The organism is Rhodanobacteraceae bacterium (assembly GCA_016713135.1).
GTDB lineage: Bacteria > Pseudomonadota > Gammaproteobacteria > Xanthomonadales > SZUA-5 > JADKFD01.
Map to the genome: position 1 here is coordinate 345,328 of JADJPR010000001.1, position 18,757 is coordinate 364,084.

At 70.5% G+C, this 18,757-nt stretch carries 15 protein-coding genes; 7 read left to right on the forward strand and 8 right to left on the reverse strand.

The window, feature by feature from the left end; genetic code table 11:
- Positions 1–93 precede the first annotated feature (93 nt).
- From IPK27_01295 to IPK27_01310, 4 genes are all read left to right on the forward strand, one after another.
- Positions 94–480, forward strand: coding sequence for an HPF/RaiA family ribosome-associated protein (locus tag IPK27_01295; protein MBK8066291.1), 387 nt, complete (start codon positions 94–96; stop codon positions 478–480).
- Positions 477–1,229 carry a hypothetical protein gene (locus IPK27_01300; protein MBK8066292.1) on the forward strand — a complete coding sequence of 251 codons (753 nt, stop codon included), beginning with the start codon at positions 477–479 and terminating at the stop codon, positions 1,227–1,229. The genes IPK27_01295 and IPK27_01300 overlap by 4 nt, the downstream gene beginning before the upstream one ends.
- A 166-nt stretch (positions 1,230–1,395) precedes the next feature.
- On the forward strand, positions 1,396–3,771 hold the full coding sequence (locus IPK27_01305; GenBank protein ID MBK8066293.1) for a hypothetical protein: 2,376 nt from the start codon (positions 1,396–1,398) through the stop codon (positions 3,769–3,771).
- 92 nt (positions 3,772–3,863) lie between these two features.
- Entirely contained in the window at positions 3,864–4,121 is a 258-nt protein-coding gene (locus IPK27_01310) for a hypothetical protein (protein ID MBK8066294.1), read from the forward strand.
- A 180-nt stretch (positions 4,122–4,301) separates the two neighbouring features.
- On the opposite strand, the gene IPK27_01315 is transcribed toward IPK27_01310, so the two are convergent.
- Positions 4,302–5,624, reverse strand: a complete 1,323-nt coding sequence (locus IPK27_01315) for a HAMP domain-containing protein (GenBank protein MBK8066295.1) — start codon at positions 5,622–5,624, stop codon at positions 4,302–4,304.
- Entirely contained in the window at positions 5,621–6,331 is a 711-nt protein-coding gene (locus IPK27_01320) for a response regulator (protein ID MBK8066296.1), read from the reverse strand. The genes IPK27_01315 and IPK27_01320 overlap by 4 nt, the downstream gene beginning before the upstream one ends.
- 132 nt (positions 6,332–6,463) lie before the next feature.
- On the opposite strand from IPK27_01320, the gene IPK27_01325 reads away from it, so the two are divergent.
- The 3 genes from IPK27_01325 (at position 6,464) to IPK27_01335 (ending at position 9,248) form a co-directional block, all read left to right on the forward strand.
- On the forward strand, positions 6,464–7,099 hold the full coding sequence (locus IPK27_01325; GenBank protein MBK8066297.1) for a DUF2202 domain-containing protein: 636 nt from the start codon (positions 6,464–6,466) through the stop codon (positions 7,097–7,099).
- A gap of 120 nt (positions 7,100–7,219) precedes the next feature.
- On the forward strand, positions 7,220–7,888 hold the full coding sequence (locus IPK27_01330; protein MBK8066298.1) for a response regulator transcription factor: 669 nt from the start codon (positions 7,220–7,222) through the stop codon (positions 7,886–7,888).
- Positions 7,872–9,248 carry a HAMP domain-containing histidine kinase gene (locus tag IPK27_01335; protein MBK8066299.1) on the forward strand — a complete coding sequence of 459 codons (1,377 nt, stop codon included), beginning with the start codon at positions 7,872–7,874 and terminating at the stop codon, positions 9,246–9,248. Before IPK27_01330 ends, IPK27_01335 begins: the two co-directional genes overlap by 17 nt.
- 255 nt (positions 9,249–9,503) lie before the next feature.
- Here IPK27_01335 and IPK27_01340 read toward each other — a convergent pair whose 3' ends face one another.
- The 6 genes from IPK27_01340 to IPK27_01365 all read right to left on the reverse strand — a co-directional run bounded on the left by IPK27_01340 (position 9,504) and on the right by IPK27_01365 (position 18,702).
- A complete protein-coding gene (locus tag IPK27_01340; protein MBK8066300.1) occupies positions 9,504–10,781 on the reverse strand; it encodes a TolC family protein in 1,278 nt (425 codons plus the stop codon).
- Positions 10,781–11,095, reverse strand: coding sequence for a DUF3240 family protein (locus IPK27_01345; GenBank protein ID MBK8066301.1), 315 nt, complete (start codon positions 11,093–11,095; stop codon positions 10,781–10,783). The genes IPK27_01340 and IPK27_01345 overlap by 1 nt, the downstream gene beginning before the upstream one ends.
- Positions 11,088–14,156 (reverse strand): efflux RND transporter permease subunit, encoded by a 3,069-nt coding sequence (locus tag IPK27_01350; GenBank protein ID MBK8066302.1) that lies wholly within the window; start codon positions 14,154–14,156, stop codon positions 11,088–11,090. The genes IPK27_01345 and IPK27_01350 overlap by 8 nt, the downstream gene beginning before the upstream one ends.
- Entirely contained in the window at positions 14,156–15,187 is a 1,032-nt protein-coding gene (locus IPK27_01355; protein MBK8066303.1) for an efflux RND transporter periplasmic adaptor subunit, read from the reverse strand. Before IPK27_01355 ends, IPK27_01350 begins: the two co-directional genes overlap by 1 nt.
- A 59-nt stretch (positions 15,188–15,246) precedes the next feature.
- Positions 15,247–17,145 (reverse strand): pyridoxal-dependent decarboxylase, encoded by a 1,899-nt coding sequence (locus IPK27_01360; protein MBK8066304.1) that lies wholly within the window; start codon positions 17,143–17,145, stop codon positions 15,247–15,249.
- A 519-nt stretch (positions 17,146–17,664) separates the two neighbouring features.
- Positions 17,665–18,702 (reverse strand): hypothetical protein, encoded by a 1,038-nt coding sequence (locus IPK27_01365; protein ID MBK8066305.1) that lies wholly within the window; start codon positions 18,700–18,702, stop codon positions 17,665–17,667.
- Between the last annotated feature and the right edge of the window lie 55 nt (positions 18,703–18,757).

Here is an 18,757-nt window from a genome sequence, read left to right on the forward strand (position 1 = left end):
GAAAAAAGCGCAGTTCCAGATCGGAACTTACTGCTTTTCCGGAAAACCATCCAGCCTCAATCTGGTTCCATCCCAACGACGGAGGCCAGCGACATGCGTATCGACATCCGCGCCCAGGGTTTCGCCCTGACCCAGTCCATCCAGAGCCATGTGCAGCGGCGCATCGAGTTCGCCCTCGATCGTTTGCGTGGCCAGGTGCGCAGCGTCCGGGTGCGCCTGTCCGACACCAACGGTCGCCGCGGCGGCATCGACAAGCGCTGCCAGCTGCAGGTGCAACTGGCGGACACCCGCGATGTGGTGGTCGCCGACGTGCAGCGCGATCTGTACGTCGCGATGACCCGCGCGGTGGACCGCGCCGCGGCGGCGATCGTGCGCCGGATCGGGCGATTGCACCGGGCGAAGGCCGGGGCCGCTGCGCCGCGGCCGCAGGCACGCGAGATCCTGCGATTGCGTCGTCCTGCACAGGAGCAGTTGGCATGAACCGCATCGGCGTGAAGGAACTCCTGTGGCAGCGGGTCAGTCGACTGCCCGCCAAGGTATGGATCGCAGCCGGTTTCGCGCTCCTGCTGATCCCGGCGCTGCTGCTGTGGCTGCTGTTCGCGGTGGTCGGCGGCGCCTGGCAGGCCGGCGGCGCGCTGCTCGGCCAGGGTCGCGAAGCGCTGCAACAGGCGCTGCCGGCGGAGGTCGCGCAGCTCGCAGCCGAGTTGCCAGCGGCCGACACGCTGGAGGCGTTGCAGACCGAGGCGCAGCAGCGCGTCCAGGCCGAGGTGGAACGGCTCAAGGCCGCGGTCCCGGCCTCGACCGACGCGCTGCAGCAGGGTCTGGCCGCGGCCACCCTGCCCGCCGCAGCAGAAGGCCTGCGGCAACTCACCGAACAGGGTCGCGCCAGCGCGGACCAGGCACTCGGCTCGCTGCTCGGCCCGGCGCGCCCGGCCAGCGATGTCGGCGGCGAGGATCCGCCCGGCATCGCGCGCCTCCCCGGATTCGTGCGCACCGCCTTCGCCCGCGATGGCGACACGTTGAAGGTCTCTTGGGCCGGCCCGGCGCCGCACGCCGAAGTCGTCGCTTTCTACACCGGGCAGCTCGCCGCCGCCGGCTACAGCGCAAAGGTGCTGAAGGCCGACGCAGGCACGGAGGTGGTGCGCTTCGAATCCGGCGAGCGCAGCATCCTGCTCAGCGCGCGGTCCGCCGGCCGTGCCGGCAGCACGCTCGACTGGGAGGTGCATTGACCCCGGCGGGTTCGGAGCAGTTGCGGGCAGAGGCTTGCCGTTGCCCGCAGGGCGGCAGTGCGTGTAGCCGGGGCCGGCCACGCCCGCGGCAGCATGATCGCGATCAAGGGTGCCGCGCCGGATCGGGCGCACGCTGGAAGCCAGCGATGCTGCCGGAGAGCATGTCATGTGGCGTCCGCGGATCTGGATCCTGTCATTGGCCTTGGCGCTTGGCCTCGCGCCAATGCCCTCGGCACGCGCCGATACCCTGGACCAGGTGTTGCAGATCCTGCACACCGCGGGGCTGGTTGATGGCGCGGTCGTCGACGCGAAGCCCCTGGTCCAGTGCCTGATCGAGGGCGGCTCCGCGAGCACCTGCGCCGGGCGGGTTGCGGCACCGGCGGTCGGGTCTGCGCTGAGCGCCGCCGATCCGAAGGTCCGGCTGGTGGTCGATCTGGTCCTTGCGGCGCAGCAGCGGCGCTGGATCGATGTGCTCGAATTGACCGGCACCGATGTGCTCGCCCAGGTCGCATGCACCGCGGGCTTTCCCGCCGGCGGGCCGGTCAAGGATTTCATCTGCGGCGGGTTGTTCGTCGAAATCGCGCAGCAGGCCAAGCCGGTGGTGCGTTTGGTGCTCGTCGCGGTGCAGTCGCGCAGCCTGGACGACTGGCTGAAGGTCGCGGCGCTGCTGGGGCCGGATCTGGCCTGCCGGCTGCTGCCCGACGACGTCCCCGGCGGCGATGCGATCTGCTCGACACTGGCGCAGGTCTTCGGCGTCGCGGTGCAGGCGGTCGCGGCGGCGGTGGACGCGGTCTGGGGCACCATGCAGCGTTTCGGCGAATGGATCTCCGGCCAGAGCAAGCACATGCCGGTGGATACCTACTACGACCTGTACTGGCGGCCGTGGTACCACTATGGCGTGTGGACGCGCTTCAAGGGTGGCTGGGACGGGCTGATGGGACGCCTGTGGGACCCGTGCGTGAAGTACTTCGATTCGCACACGATGAGCGCCGAGAACGCGCGCAAGACCTGCGACCGGCTGCGTAGCCGCTTCAGCAGCGAGAGCGCGGCGATGGAGCAGGTGCTGCGCGCCGGCGGCAATGCGCACGTGCACACGGTGGCTTTCGAACTGGCGGAGATCTTCGCGGTGACCGATCTGGGCCGCGAGAGCGGTGTCGCGGCGCATCGCCGTCTGGTGGAACTGACTTGCGCCACCGAGCTGCGCAAGCGCCTGCCGCTACCCGGCCCGGACGAGCGCCTGTGTCCGCTGGTGCGGCAGCGTTGGTCGCAGATGCCCATGGTTTCGGAGGACATGGTCGAGAAGATCTACCAGCAGTGCCTCGCCGACCAGGACCTGCAAACGCCTGAGCCGAGTGCGCACGAGGTCATCTGCAAGTCGGTCGGCGACAGCTTCGAGAACGCACTGCACCAGCATGCGATGCAGGTGGAAAAGGTGCGCATGCAACTGCTGCAGGGAGGCCATTGCGTGCAGCCTGCCGGTTGGGATCCTGGCGACGGCGTGCAGTTTGTCTGCAGCAACTTCCGCGCACACCAGAAATGCCTGGCGATCGCCGCTGCGGCGCACCCGAAGAAGCGCTGCACTTTCGATCGCAGCAAGTCCGACACGCGCCTGGCCGGGCAGATCATCGACGCCCTCGGCGGGCGCGCGCGGTGTGTCCGCGAGACGCCGACCCGGCTGGCCTGCACGCGACCTTGGAAACAGCCAGAGTGCCGCGCGCTGCTCGCCGCGGCCCGTCGCCAGGCCGAATACGCCGACACGCCGATGCAATGCGTCTACACCGAGACGGCGGAGTTCACGGCGGCCAAGGCGCGGGCCGGCGAGATCCTGGCGGCCCTGAACAAGCCCATGGCTGGCGGCGGGCGCCTGCGCGTCCAGCCGCCGCTGGCCGCCGCGCTGGCCAACTGCCAGACCGGTTTCGACCCGCTGGCAATCCACTGCGCCGACAGCGGCCGCTATGCCGAGTTGCCCCAGCGCCTGCCCGGCGCCAGCCTCCCGATCTGCCTGCCGGATCCCCAGCGCAATGGCGCCGACCAGCCCTGCTGGGACGGCCCGCTGACCCTGCCCGACCGGCCAACGCCGATCCCGCGAGATCGCCAGTCGGATGCTGGCGATGAGACTCCCGGACGGGTCGATCCGAACCGCATCCGCCCGCGGCTGCCGGCGGTGCTGACCGGCCAGCCCGTGCGCATCCAGTCCGAGGTGCGCCTGGCGAGCACCGAGGGTAGGTGGGAAACCACCGTGGCGATCCCAGCCCAAGGGCTTGCGCGCGTGCGCGGCGGGCTGTGCCGCGTGCCGGTGGTCGTGCGCCTGCACAATCCCGCAGCCGCCCCGAGCGCGCCACTGCGGCTTGGACTGCGCATCGCCGAATCCCAGCCTGCGGTCGATGTCGCGCCGCTCCCGGCCAGCGGCACGCACGAACTGACCCTGTACGTGGTGGTGGCCAGCGGCCAGCGCCGCCTGATCGCCACATTGAGCGCTGCGGACGGTAGCGAGATCGACTCGCAGACGCTCAGCCTGCGAGTGGAGGGCAGTTGCGGCTGAGCGGGACACCCGCCCGCTCCGCTACCGGGGGCTGACCGGCTGACGGTTCGCACGGCAAGGCCACCATTCATCACGAAGATCAGACTGTCTATTTGCAGCTTGCCAATGACCGGCGCTCGGCCGCTGCTCCTCATTATGTTCTGGAAGGCAAGATCGACGGGCGAAAAATCAATGGAACATGGCGGTTCATCGTCAAGCCATTGGTGGGTCTCGATGAGCGATTTCAAGCGGCAAACTGTCGCGGAGGCGGGTTCTTCGCAGAGGTCTCGGCTGATGGGAAGGGCATCCGGTTTTACGATGTGGATGACCCTTGCAACCATAGTTTCAATGGGCTGGTGATTCAGCGATGAGCGGATAAAACCAGCGATCGCGCGGGCCTGGGTGGACACATGAGATTCTCCTTGCACACCACCGATGTGAAGGCCGATCGCCGGCAACGCGGAACTGCGCAATTTGATCGGACGCATATTATGGCGCGGTCCCGCACGGTTTGATTTGTGGACGCCCGCCGCCAGGCTGAACCGCGCCGGTCAGCCCCGGGCCGCCACGAGAGCCCCGGGCAGCAGCAGCCAGAAGCTGCTGCCACCGCCGCCGCGGGTGCGCAGGCCGAGGGTCCAGCCGTGCGTGTCCGCCAGCTGGCGGGCAATGGCCAGGCCGAGCCCGCTGCCGCCGGTGCTGCGCTGGCGCGCGGGATCGAGGCGGTGGAAGGGGCGGAACACTGCTACGCGCTGGTCGGCGGGAATCCCGGGGCCGCGGTCGCGCACGCCGATGCAGAGCACGCCGCGCAGCTGGCGGCAGACGATCTCCAGCCGCCCGCCGCCGTGCGATTGCGCATTGGCGACGAGGTTGGCCACCAGCCGGTGCAGCGCCAGTGGTGGCAGCTGCGCGCGGCAGGCGTCGGCGTGCAGGCGCAGGTGGACGCTGCCGGGCAGTTGCGCCTCGGCGCCGTCGGCCACTTCCTGCAACAGCGCGCACACATCGACCGCCTGCACCGGTTCGGGCTGGCGCGCGCGGGTCAATTCCATCTGTGCGCCGATCAGGCGGTCCATCTCGGCGATGTCGAGTTCCATCCGGCGCCGGGTCGCCGCGTCGTCGCCCTCGCCGAGCATGCCGAGCCCCATCGACAGCCGCGCCAGCGGGCTGCGCAGATCGTGCGAGATGCCGGCCATCAGGGTCAGCTCCTGCTCGCGCTGCGCGCCGAGTTGTTGCGCCATGCCGCCGATCGCTTCGCCCAGGGCGTGGAGCTCTTCGACTCCGCTCGCGGGCAATCGCCCCGGTGTGCCGCCGCGGCCGATCTCGCGTGCGCCCAGCGCAAAAGCCCGCACCGGACGGCTGAGCTGACGCGCCAGGAGGGCGGCAGTCGCCAGGCTGAGCAGCAGCATCGCCCCGAGCGCCAGCAGCAGCGCGCGCCGCGGGCGCTGCGGCACCCGCGCCTTGCCGAAGTCGAAGCGCAGCCACTGCGCGTCGTAGCGGATCTCGGCGTGGAAACGCTGCGGCAGGGTCTCGCTGACGCGCACGCGCGCGGCCGCGCCGGTACGTCGGCGCAGCGCCTCGCGCAGCAGGTTCAGGTAGGGATGGTGCCGCACCTGGTCGTCCCGCGGAACGCTGACGGCCGTAATCCGCACCTGCTCCTGCTGCCACACGCTGGCCGCGAATCCACCACGTTCCGCGGCGGGCAGTCCGGCGTAGCGCTCGCCAGAGAGCAGCAGCAAGGCGGCGAAATCGTCCGCGCTGCGCTCCGCGAGCGGCTGGAATGCCAGCGCATAGGCCAGCCACGCGGCGCATCCCAGCGCGAGCAGCATGCCGGCGAACACCGTCCACAGCGCATGCGCGAACAGGCTGCGGCGTTTCATCCGCGCGAATCCCCGCGCGGCGCGAACAGATAGCCCTCGCCCCACACCGTGCGCAGGTATGCCGGTGCCTCCGGCGTGGCCTCGATCTTGCGCCGCAAGCGGGTCACGCGCACATCGATGCTGCGATCGAAGGGCGTGCGCTCGAAGCCGCGCAGCAAGGACACCAGGTGGTCGCGCGTCAGCACCTGGTTCGGATGGTCGACGAAGATCCGCATCAGGTTGTACTCGCCGGAAGTCAGCGGCACCTCGACTTCGTCACGCAACAGCACATGCGCCGCACGGTCCAGCCGGAATGGTCCGAAGCGGCCTGACTCGGCCGCCGCCACCGGCGCCTGGCCGCGCCGCAGCACCGCGCGCACCCGGGCCAGCAGCTCGCGCGGACCGAAGGGCTTGGCGAGGTAGTCGTCGGCGCCGACTTCCAGCCCGACCACCCGGTCGACCTCCTCGCCGCGCGCGGAGATCATGATCACCGGCGGACCGTCGCTGGCGCGCAATCCACGCAGCAGCGACAGGCCATCCTCGCCCGGCAGCATCAGGTCGAGCACCACCAGGTCCGGCATCTGCCGCGCCATCGACTCGCGCATCGCGCGCCCGTCGCCCACGCCTTCGACCCGGTAGCCGTGGTTGCCGAGGTAGGCAACCACCAGTCCGCGCAGGGCGGCATCGTCGTCGACAACCAGGATGCGCGGGCCGGTGACTTCGCTCATCGCGCGATGGTAGCCAGAATGCGAACCGCCGCACTGACCTGAAACAACCTGAAACACGCTGTTGCCGACCTGCATTCCGCGCGAAACAGACGGCCGCAACACTGGTGCCAACCCCAAGAGAGGAGACGCATCATGTTCCGGCAATCGATGTTGGTGCTGGCCCTGTTCGGCGCCATCGGCGTCCTGGGCAACCCGGCTGACGCCGGCCGCGGTGGTCGCGGCGGCGGTGGTCAGACCGCGCAGCCGCTGAGTGTGGTGGAGCAGGCCGACCTGATCTTCATGCGTCAGGAGGAGAAGCTGGCGCGCGATGTCTACCTGCAGAACGGCGAGACTTACGGAATCGCCACCTTCGACAACATCGCCACCTCCGAACAGCGGCACATGGATGCGATCCTGCAGCTGCTGCAGCGGTATCGGCTGACGGATCCGGTGGTCGGCCTGCCCATCAGCGAGTTCGTGGATCCGGAGTTGCAGGCCCTGCATGACAACCTGATGGGCCTCGGCGCTGCCGACGCACTGTCAGCACTCAAGGTCGGTGGCTTGATCGAGGAAGTCGACATGCGCGACATCGTCGCCGCGATCGAGCGTTCGCAGCACGCCGACATCGACTCGGTCTACGCCAACCTGCTGTGCGGTTCGCGCAACCATCTGCGCGCCTTCGCCGGACAGATCGAGCTGACCACCGGGCTCCCGTATGCCGCTCAGGTGCTGCCGCAGGTCGAAGTGGACGCGATCCTCGCCACCGGCCAGGAGCGCTGCGGCAACTGATCCACCAGGGCCGGCCGGCGTGTCACTCCGGGCGCCTCGGCCGGTCCGCCTGAGCGGGCTTAATCAAGCTCGAAGCTTGGTGCAGCATGCTGGCCCGGGATTCCGTTTGGGCGGTCGGCGATGCGCCTGTTGCTGGTAGAAGATTCCGAGCGCCTGCGCCACGCGCTGGCGCCGCTGCTGGCCGGCGCCGGCTACGCGCTGGACCAGGCCGCCGATGGCGCCGAGGCGCTCGCCTACCTGGAGCGCTACGATTACGCGGTGGTGGTGCTCGACCTGATGCTGCCGAAGGTCGACGGGCTTGAGGTGCTGCGGACAATGCGCGCCCGCGGCAACCCGGCGCGGGTGCTGGTGTTGTCCGCCCGCGACCAGGTGCAGGACCGGGTGGCTGCGCTGGACCGCGGCGCCGACGATTACCTGGTCAAGCCCTTCTCATCCGAAGAACTGCTCGCGCGCCTGTCGGCGCTGCTGCGTCGCAGCCTGGAGCAACCCGAGCCCGAGTTGCGCGCCGGGACGCTGGTGCTGGATCCGCGCCGGCGGGCGGTGCAGGTCGGTGGGCGCACCCTGAATCTGTCGCCGAAGGAGTTTGCCCTGCTCGAATGCCTGCTGCGCGAGCGCGGCCGCGTGCTCAGCCGCGCGCAACTGTTCGAGCGCGTCTACAGCGGACACAGCGAGTCCTCGGACAAGGTCATCGAGGTGCTGATGAGTACTTTGCGCAGCAAGCTCGGCGAGCACGGCGCGGGTGAGCTGGTGCAGACCCGGCGGGGCTTCGGTTATGTCATCGAGTCCTGAGGGACGCGGGCCGCGCTCGCTGCGCGCGCGTCTGGTCTGGACCCAGGCGATCGGCCTCGGCGCGGTCCTGGGCGGATTGTTCCTGATGCTCGACTGGCTGGTCGACCGCGAGCTGTACCAGCGCTTCGATGGAGCCCTGCTGGATCGCGCGCGTGCGGTGGCCGCGTTCGCCGACCACCGCGACCCGGCCCCTGGGCTGCAGCGGCTGTGGCCGGGTTACAGCGGATCCGGGCACGAGGACTTCTTCGAGATCTACGATCAGCGCGGCGAGCGTCTGTTGCTGTCGGAATCCGCCCGCGGGCGCTCGCTGCAACCGCCGCAGACCTGGCCCGCAGCGGATCCGGTGTACTACGACCTGCGCCTGCCGGATGCGCACGGCGGGCGGGCGGTGGCGTTGCGCCTGCCGGGCAATCCCCTGCGCTGGCTGGTGGTGGCCGCCGAGCGCGAAAGCCTGGACGAACTGGAGCGCCAGGTGCACCTCAGCCTCAGCGCCGGGATCGTCCTCGCCCTGCTGCTGGCCCTGGTGGCCGCGTGGTGGAGCATCCGCCGCGGCTTGCTCCCGCTGGACCGCTTCGCCGACGCGGCGCTGGCGCGCGCCGGCGCGCCGGAGGCCGGGCCGTTGCCGGTGGCCAGCCTGCCGGTGGAGCTGAAGCCGATCGGCCACACGCTGGAGCAGGCCTTCGCGCAGCAGCGGCGCCTGCTGCAGCAGGAACGGCGCTTCGCACGCGATGTGGCGCACGAACTGCGTACGCCGCTGGCCGAAATCTGTGCGCTCGCCGATGCCGCGGCGGCCAGCAACGATCCCGCGCAGATGCGCATGCACGTCGCCGAGATCGCGCTCTCGGCGCAGGGACTCGCGCAGTCGGTTGGCGCGCTGCTATCGCTGGCGCGCGTGGAGGCGGGACTGGAGCAGGTCGAGCGCGAACCGCTCGATCTGGTCGCACTGCTGGAACAGTGCCTGCGGACCGCGCGCAATGGCCACGGCGAGCGCAGCCTCGAGCGCAGCCTGCCGCGCGAATGCTGGATCAGCAGCGATCCGGCCCTGCTGGGACCGCTGCTCGCCAACCTGCTCGGCAATGCCCTCGAGTACGCATTGGCGGATGCGCCGGTGCAGGTCCGCCTCGCCAGCGGGGAAGCCAGCGCGACGCTCACGATCAGCAACCCGGCAAACCCGATCAGCGCCGACGACCTGGCCCAGCTCGGCCAGGCCGGCGTGCGCCTGCAAGCGGATGATCCGCGCCACGCCGGCCGCGGCCTCGTGATCGCGCGCGGCCTCGCGGCGGCGCTGCGCCTGGACCTGTCGCTGGACTATGCCGACGGCTGTTTCCGCGCGCAGTTGGCGGGGCTGCCGCTGGTGTGAGCCGTGCACCGAAGGGTCCGACCGGGAAGGATGACACGGGGCGCTGCTGCGCAGGCTGGTGTCGCGCGCGACGCCTCACCGGCAGCGTGCCGCAGAGCCGCTGCGCGGCACTCCGGCCTAGGCACCCATGGATTCGGTTTTGGGGCAAGGGGCAAGCTCCGTGCCCCGGTCCGGCCCGCAGGCATTGCCGTCGGGCGCTCGTCCGTGCCGCTGCGATGATCGGCTCGCTGCGCGCGACCGGGCTTGCCCGTGCTCTCAGCCTGGATCGCCCACTTGCGCCGGCAGGTGCTCGTCCGAGCTGCCCGGTGCGGCCCACAACGCATGCGCGTCGATGCGCAGCCGCGTCAGCGCGCGATGTGCTTCGATCAGGGACGCGAGTTCGGCACTGCGTGCCTCGTGCAACTGGCGCAGGGCAAGCAGGCGCTGCGCCAGGTCCAGCTCGCCGAGCGCGTGGGCGCGTTCGGAGCGCCGCGCCTGGCGCTCGGCCGCGGCCAGCGCCGTGCGCGTCTGTTCGAGTACCGTGCCGCCGGCGCGTGCCGCGGCGACATCCGCTGCGGACAGCGCCTGCAGGGCGCGCTCGACCGCGGCCAGTTCGCTTTCGGCGCGATCCGCCTCGGCCAGGGCGACCGCCGCTTCGGCGCGCCGCCGGCTGCCGCCGACCGGCCAGCTGAAGGTCAGGCCCAGCGCGGTTTCGCGCCCATCCACTTCGTTCAGGGTGCGCAGGCCGACCACCGGATCGGCGATCCGCGCGGCGCGCGCGCGGTCGGCGTGCGCCAGCGCGAAGTCCCGTTGCGCCCGCGCCAGGCTGCGTTCGTGGCTGTGCTCGACGATCGCGGCGCCGAGCGTGGCGATCGCGTCCGGGGCCAGTGTGGGTTCGTCCAGTGGCGGGAGTCGTTCCAGCGCGATGCCGGGGAACTCCTGCGTCAGGGCGGTCGCGGCCAGTTGCCACTCGCCTTCGGCCCGCGCCAGCTCGGCGCGCTGCGCCGCGCTGGCGGCCTCGGCGCGGTCGAGATCGATCGCTGCCGCATCGCCGAGGTCCAGGCGCCGGCGTACGGCCGCAGTTTCCGCGGCGAGGCTGTCGGCGGCTGCGGCCGCCGCATCGCGCCGCGCACGCGCCGTGAGCGCGTCGAACCAGCGCTGGTGCAGCAGCAGCGCCGCCTGGTGGTGCGCATCGGCGAGCGCCTCGCGCCCGGTGCGCTCCAACGCTTCGGCGCCGGCGCGATCGGCGCGACCCTTGGCCGGCAGCCGCAGGCCGCGCGACAGGCCGAATTCCCACTCGCCATAGTGTCCGCCGCCATCCACCCGGCGCTGCTGCCAACGGCCGTCGACGCTGAACTCGTGTTCGCCCGCGCGCAGGGCGTCGGCGCGATGGGCCGCCGCCACGGCGCCAGCGGCCGCCGCGCGCACCAGCGGATGCGCAGCGATGGCGCGCTCGGCCTGCGCCAGCGTGGGCAGCGGTTCCGCCGACAGCGCGCCCGGCAGCAGCGCGGCGAGCACGGCCGGCAGGCACCGGCGAAGGATCTGCGTGCGCATCAAGCCAACCTCCCGAAAGCTTCCACCGGTTCGATCCACCAACTGACGTGACGCGCCGGCAACGCCCGCGCGATTGCGGCCACCAGCGGCTGGACGCGTTCGCGCGGGATCACCATGAACAGCACGCAGCGGGCGACCCGGCCGCGCACCTGCTCGCGCACGCTGGCCTGCGCGAAGTCCGCGCCGTGGCCGGTGGCATCCAGGGTGGTGAAGCCGGGCAGGGGTGGTTCCAGCGCCAGCAGCAGTTCGATCAGGTCCACCTCGACATCCGGCGGATACACCAGGGTCAGGCGCTTGAGGTCGAGCTCAGCCATTGGTGCGTTCTCCCAGGCGGCGATACAACAGCGGCAGCAGCAGCAGCGTCAGCGGCGTTGCGCTGACGAGGCCGCCGATGACGACCACCGCCAGCGGGCGCTGGATCTCGCTCCCGGGTCCACTGGCGAACAGCAGCGGCACCAGGCCGAGCGCGGTGATGCTGGCGGTCATCAGCACCGGACGCAGGCGGCGGATCGCGCCCTCGCGCACCGCATGCGCCAGGCTCGCGCCGGCTGCGCGCAGCTGGGTGAAGAAGGCGACCATCACCAGCCCGTTGAGCACCGCGATGCCCAGCAGCGCGATGAAGCCCACCGCCGCCGGCACCGACAGGTACTCGCCGGAGAGCCACAGCGCGATCACCCCGCCGACCAGCGCGAACGGGATGTTGGCCAGGATCAGCAGTGCCGGGCGCACCGCGCCGAAGGTGCCGAACAGGGTCAGGAAGATCGCGCCGAGCGCGATCGGCACCACCAGCGCCAGGCGCGCGGCGGCGCGCTGCTGGTTCTCGAACTGGCCGCCCCAGACCAGGCGATAGCCGTCCGGTAGCGCCACCCGTGTGGCGACCGCCTGCTGCGCGTCGGCCACGAAACCGACCAGGTCGCGTCCGCCGACATTGCTCTGGACCACCGCGAAACGGCTGGCGTTCTCGCGATCCACCTTGACCGGCCCGGCGGTGCGCTCGAAGGCGAGCACCTGCGACAGCGGCACCGCGCCGCCGTCGTCGCGCGCCAGCGCCGCTGCAGCAAACGCCACGGCATCGTGGCGCAGGTCCTCGGCGCCGCGCACCAGCAGCGGTATGCGGCGGTTGCCGTCGAGCAGGCTGCCGGCCGGCACGCCTTCGACCCGCGCGCGCAACTCGTCCTGGATCGTCGCCACCGACAGGCCCTCGCGCCCGGCCGCCGCGCGGTCGATGCGCGCCGACAGGTACTGCACGCCTTCGTTGGCGACCAGGAACACGTCCTGGCTGCCGGCCACCTGTTCCAGCGTCGTCGCCACCTGCTGCGCCAGATCGCCGAGCACCGCGAGGTCCGGGCCGAAGATCTTCACCGCGACATCGCCGCGGGTGCCGGTGAGCATCTCCGACACGCGCATCTCGATCGGCTGGGTGAATCCGTACTCGACACCGGGGAAGCCCTCGAGCACGCCTCGTATGCGCTCGATCAGCGCATCCTTGTCCGCCACCTGCCATTCGCCGGGCGGCTTGAGCTTGAGGAACATGTCGGTCTGATTCAGGCCCATCGGGTCGAAACCGAGCTCGTCGGAGCCCACGCGCGCCACCGCGTGCTCGATCTCCGGCACCTTGGCCAGCAGTTCGCGTTGCACCGCCAGGTCGAGCGCCTGCGAGGCGTCGAACTGGATCGACGGCAGCTTCTCCAGTTGCACCAGGATGTCGCCCTCGTCGAGGGTCGGCAGGAAAGTCTTGCCGGTGGCGAGGTAGGCCGCGCCGCCCAGCGCCAGGCTGGCCAGCGCCACCGCGATCGCCGCGCGCGGGCGCGCCAGCACCGCGTCCAGCAGCGGCGGGTAGGCGCGCAGCGCCTGGCGCATCAGCCAGGGCTCGCCGGCGTGCGCACGCAAGAGCCAGGACGCGAGCACCGGTACCACCGTGAGCGACAGCAGCAGCGAGGCGGCGAGCGCGAACACGATGGTCAGGGCCACCGGCACGAACAACTTGCCCTCCAGGCCTTCCAGCGTCAGCAGCGGCAGGAACACCAGGGCGATGATGAACACGCCCGAGGCCACCGGCAGCGCCACCTCCACGCTCGCGCGATAGATCTGGTGCAAACGCGGCACCCGGGTGTCGCCGTGCGCGGCGGACAACCGGCTGATCGCGTTCTCGACCACCACCACCGCACCGTCGACCAGCATGCCGATCGCGATCGCCAGGCCGCCCAGGCTCATCAGGTTGGCGCTGAGCCCGAACTGGCGCATCAGCACGAAGGTGGCCAGCGCCGACAGCGGCAGCATGAGGGCGACCACCAGCGCCGCACGCACATCGCCGAGGAACAGCAGCAGCAGGCCGACCACCAGCACGCTGGCTTCGATCAGCGCGCGCGTGACCGTGCCGACCGCGCGGTCGACCAGCTCGCTGCGGTCGTAGAACACCTCCACCCGGACGCCTGGCGGCAGGCTGGGCGCCAGCTCCACCAGGCGCGCGCGCACCGCGGCGATCAGGCTGCGCGCATTGGCGCCGCGCAGGCCGATCACGATGCCCTGGACCGCCTCACCGCTGCCGTCGCGGGTGACGCTGCCGTAGCGCGTCAGGCTGTCGCTGCGCACGTCGGCCACATCCGCAAGGCGTACGCGCTCGCCGCGCGGATTCGCGATCAGCAGCTCGCCGATCGCTTGCGCGTCGGCCAGCGCGCCCTCAGTGCGCAGCACCAGCGCCTCCTCGCCATCGACCAGGCGTCCGGCGCCGTCGTTGCGGTTGTTGTCGAGCAGGGCCTCGCGCAGGTCCTCGCTGTCGATGCCGGCCTGCTGCATCGCTGCCGCGCGCGGCACCACTACCAGCGCGCCCACCCGCCCGCCGAGCGCATTCACATCGGCCACGCCGGGCAGGGTGCGCAGCGCCGGACGCAGGGTCCAGTCGAGCAGGCGCCGGCGCTCGGCCAGGCTCAGCTCGCCGCCCTCGATGGTGAACATGAAGAGATCGCTGAGTGGCGTGGCGATCGGGGCCAGGCCGCCTTCGACGCCCTGCGGCAGCACGTCGACAACGTTTGCATAGCGCTCCGAGACCTGCTGGCGCGCCCAGTACAAGTCGGTGCCGTCCTCGAAGTCGATCGTGATGTCTGCGATCGCGTACTTGGCCGCCGAGCGCAGCACGCGCTGGCGCGGAATCCCGAGCAACTCCATTTCCAGCGGCGCCACCACGCGCGACTCGACCTCCTCCGGCGTCATCCCCGGCGCCTTCAGGATCAGCTTGACCTGGGTCGGCGAGATGTCCGGAAAGGCGTCGATCGGCAGGCCGCGAAACGCCTGCCAGCCGGCGACCAACAGGCCCAGCGTCAGCACCGCGACCAGCAGGCGCTGCGCCAGCGAGAACTCGATCAGGCGCGCCAGCATCACGGCGCCTCGCGCAGGGCTTTGAGTGCCGCCACGCCGCGCACCACCACCTGCGCGCCGGCGGCCAGATCGGCGCGCACGACGGCGCTGTCGCGATCCTGGTCGAGCACCTCGACCGGCACATCGCGGAAATGCCCGGGCTCGCCTTGCGCGAACACATGCGCCGCATCGCCCTCGAACCACAGCGCGGCGCGTGGGATCGCCAGCGCGCCCGCGGGCGCCGCCACCGCGATCTCGGCGCTGGCGCGCTGCCCGCTGCGCAGGCTGCCGGCGGCCTCCAGGGTCGCGCGCAGCGCCAGGGTCTGGGTCTGCGGATCGACCACCGCGCCGATCCGCGTGATCGCGCCGGTGGCATCGCCGATGCGCACCGCATCGCCCACCCGAAGCACGCCCGCACGCTCGGCGGGCACCTGGATTACCGCCGCCAGCCGCGCAGGGTCGGCAATCACGAAGGCCGCCGACCACGCCGCGACTGGCTGGTCCACCTGCAGCGCGCGCGCCACCACCACGCCATCCATCGGCGCCAGCAGGCGGTAGCGGCCGCCGCCGAGCGACTCGACCCCGGCCAGGGCCGAGCCCTCGGCCTGCAGCGCCGCGCGCGCCGCCTGCGCCTCGGCCTCGCTGAGCTCCAACCGCGTCCGCGCGATCACGCCTTCCGCATGCAACTGGCGATCGCGCTGCGCCTGCGCCCTGGCGCGCCGCTCCAGCGCCTGCGCCTGCACCAGCCGCGCGGCGGCGGCGGCCTGTTCGCTGCTCGCCAGTTCCGCCAGCGGCGTGCCGGCCGCCACCCGGTCGCCGATGTCCGCCTGCAGCATCAGCACCTGGCTGGACCAAGGCGCGAGCACGCTGCGCTGGGCCCCGGCGGCGATCTCGACCTGCGCCGGCAACCCGGCCAGGCGCAGCGTGCCCGCGGCCCGCGCCGGCCGCGTCTCCAGTTCCAGCAGGCGTATCTGGTCCGCGCTGACCGCAATCTCCTGCGCCGATGCACCAAAGGCGCACAGCGCCGCCGCAAACCCCAGTATCCGAATCATGGCCACCCCGCAATCTGGTGGCGGCATCCTGGCAAGCCCAGCTTTGGTTTCGCTTTGGGCTACACCCGCTGCGCCAGGAACTCGAAATAGCGCTCCAGGTAGCTGATGCCGTTCTCGCGGTCGATCAGGTACGGGTTCATCAGGGTGTGGCGCAGGATCACCAGGCGGTCGGCGGTGGGATCGTCCGGGTTCAGGGTGGCCGGGTCGAGGTCGAGTTCCGCGAGCACCCGCGCGGTGTCGCCGGGCCCCAGCGTATCCGGATGCAGGGTGGTCATCGAGCCGAAGAACTCGCGTGCCTGCAGCGGCACGTCGGGGTTGGCCTTGATCTGGTCGTACAGCCCGCGGACGTAGCGGTTCATCGCGCCGACGTCGCGGTTGCCGACCGGATTGAGCGCCATGCACACCAGGTTGCTGTCCGGCGCGAAGGGCACGCTGACGCGCACGCGCCCGGCCTGCGCGGTGGCGAACACGGCCAGCGCCCGCAGGAACGCCTCGGCGCTGCGGATGGTCTGCCGCTGCAGCAGGCCGAAGTGGGCGTGGTCCAGCGGCAGTACCTGGTGGGTCACGTACACCGCCGCGGCGTTGGCGCCGGCCTTGGAACCCTCCGGGATGTAGCGTCCGAGCGCCCGGTGGCGGTGGAAGAAATCGTCGCCGGCATCCGCCTTGAACACATAGTCGGCGCTCTCGTCGAGGAGGCCCACCGCGCGCTGGTCGCGGCAGACGAAGGCGCCGACACCGAAGGCGAGGTAGCCAAGCTTGTGCGGATCGATGGTCACCGAGTCGGTCTGGCCGAGCGCGGCGAAGGCGGCATGCACCGCGGGCGAGGGGAAGTCGGCGTAGTCCTCGCGCATCGCCGACCATGCGCGCAGGCTGCCGTCGGGCTCGCGGAACAGGGTCGCCAGGTAGCCGCCCCAGGCGGCGTCGACGTGCACCGAGTAGCCGAGCCCGCGCGCCTGCATCCGCGCACGCGCCGCGACCAGGCCGTCGATCGGATCGATGGTCCCGAACTCGGTACTGCCGAGCACGCCCACCGTCATCAGCACCGGCTGGCGCTGCGCCAGTAAGTCGTCGAGCATGCGCTCGAGCGCGGAGAGGTCGATGCGCATTCCCGATTCCGGCACCAGGTGCAGCGAGTTGCGGCCCAGGCCGATCAGCTTCAGGCCCTTGCTCCACGAGTAGTGCGCGGTTACCGGCGCGAGCACGATCGGCGGCTTGAGATCGGGATGGCGCGCGAAGAAATCGATCAGCCCGAGGGTCTCGATGCGCTCGGCATTGACCCGCATGCGCCAGGTGCGCGCGTCGTGCGGGGATTGCTGCGCCAGCCAGGCATTGAAGCGGTCGAGCAACGCGATGGCCGCGTCGGGGCCGAGGTTGAAGGCCTGCCAGTCGTCTTCACCGCAATCGAGCCCCGGCACGCCGGCCGCGCGCAATGCCAGCGGCCAGGCCTTGAGCGCCAGCGCAAGCCGCAGTGACTGGTAGTTGGCCAGGGTGCCGCCGCTGGTCAGGTGGCCGAAGGCGCAGTCCGGCGCCGCAGGATCACTGGGGTAGCCGAGCATCCGCGCCAGTTGCAGGCCGGCCTTCAGCTCCAGGTCGATGGTGACCGTCGCCACTTCCCCGGTCACGTTGTTTGGGTTGTAGGGCAGCGTGAGGATCTGCGCCGCCAGGCCCGGGATCAGCAAATCCGACACCATGTGCCCGAGGTAGCGCGGGCTATGGAAGGGCACCGAGCGCTTCAGCGCCGCCGAGAGCGCGTGCAGCTCGCGCCGCAGCCTGGCCTCGAAGGCCATGAACCCGGGCGATTGCGCCGCATGCGTCGGAATCGCCGGCGGGTCCTCGGGATGGAAGTTGCGCCGCCAGTAGATGTGGTCGCGCAGGAACTCGACCACCAGTTTCTCCAGCAGCGCGTCGTTCTCGCCGTAGGGGCCGAGGAAGCAGGGGTAGAGGGCGGGGTCGGACATGGGTGGATGCTGTGGGCACGCGGCCGGGCGCGCATTGATCGGAGTCATCCGACTCTACCCCGCCGCCACCCGTCGAGCGTCGGCGTGCTGCCGGGTCAGTCCGCTGCGCGCTGCGGATTGCGCTCGACCACCCGGGCCCCGCAGCGGCCCACGTAGTGCTCGGCCTCGGCCACGCCGCCGGGCCACACGCCACCGTTGCAGTTAAACTGCGCGCCCCAGAACTCGAAGAGCTGCCGTCGTCGAAGATCAGGAACACCTGATTGGCCGGGTCGCCGCGCTCGTTGCGGGCGACGATGACGTCGGTGATGGTCTTGCCGACGATTTCACGGAGGCCGGATTTCATGGCGTTGCTCCTGCGGGTGGGAGCCTGAGTGGATGCCGCTCGCGTCTCACCGGCTGAGACAGCGCGACAGCCTACGTGCCTATTTCGATCGCGAATGAGCCTGGCAGCGCTTATGTGCGCGCGGGACGGGGCCCAATGACGACGGTCTCCGGAGGACGCGCGCTGGCTGGATCGTTTCAGGGACAGGGAACGCCGTCGAGTCCTTCGAGCAGCCGCTGGTAGTGGTAGGTGCCCGTTTGTCCGCCGAACTCCATCCACTGGAATCGCATCGTGGTGCAGGTTGGAAAACTCAGGGTGGCGTTACCCCAGTTGGACCATTGCACCTGCGCGGGATCGAAGGCAGAACCGAAGTAGCCGCCGGTAGTCAGCAGTAGTGGCACCGTGATTTCGGTGGTGCCGGCGGTGTAGTCCACGTTGCCGGCGATCCAGCGCTGCAATCCGCCGGAATAGGTGTACCAGGTCAGGAACAAGACGCGGCGTGTGCCGATCTGTCCGGCCTCCACCAATACACCTTCGCCATTCCGCGCCGGATCGCAGTAGCTGCCGCTCAGCTTGCCCGAGATCGGCTGCAGTAGCGTGGGCAGTCCATAGTCTGCCGGGTTGTATCCGGCCACCGCCACGCTGGCATTCGGCGACGCGCTGGTGCCCGCCAGGTAGACGAAACTGAAGCTGGCGTCGTCATCAAAGACAAACGATGAGTTCGTTTCGTTCAGGACCATCGTGGTCGGCGCCAGCAAACTGCCGCAGAAACTGTCCACCAATCCATTGTCGGGATCGGTGTCGAGAAACACTTCATTCGTCTGCTGCGCGTTCTGGATCAACACCACGCGCAGGCCACCGCATACAAACGGGGTACCGGTCACGGCCGTGAATGTCAGCAGCAGTTGCGCGTCGTCGGGCGTTGAGCAAGGCTTGCGCCAGAACGTGCCGCGAACCACCGCCGGCGGTGCGCTTGCGCCGGCGGTGTTGACTTCAAAGGACCACGCAGGTCCGCTCGGAACCGTCGTCAATGGCACTGCGAGGCACTGCGGTGTGATTTCCTTGTTCGGCGTACGTCCCGGTTCAGCCGCTGCAGTGTCCGCGGCGAGGGCCAGCGTGCCAGCAGTCACGACCGCCCATGTACATGCGGAAAACGTCCACGCGTTCATTGGAAACTCCTGGGTGCCGACGGTCATCGCGGCGGCCAGCAGATTCCATCGGGTCGCCGGCGCCATGGCACGGACTTGGATTCATGCGGTGCGTCGAAGGTCCCCGGCGCCGTTGCAGCGG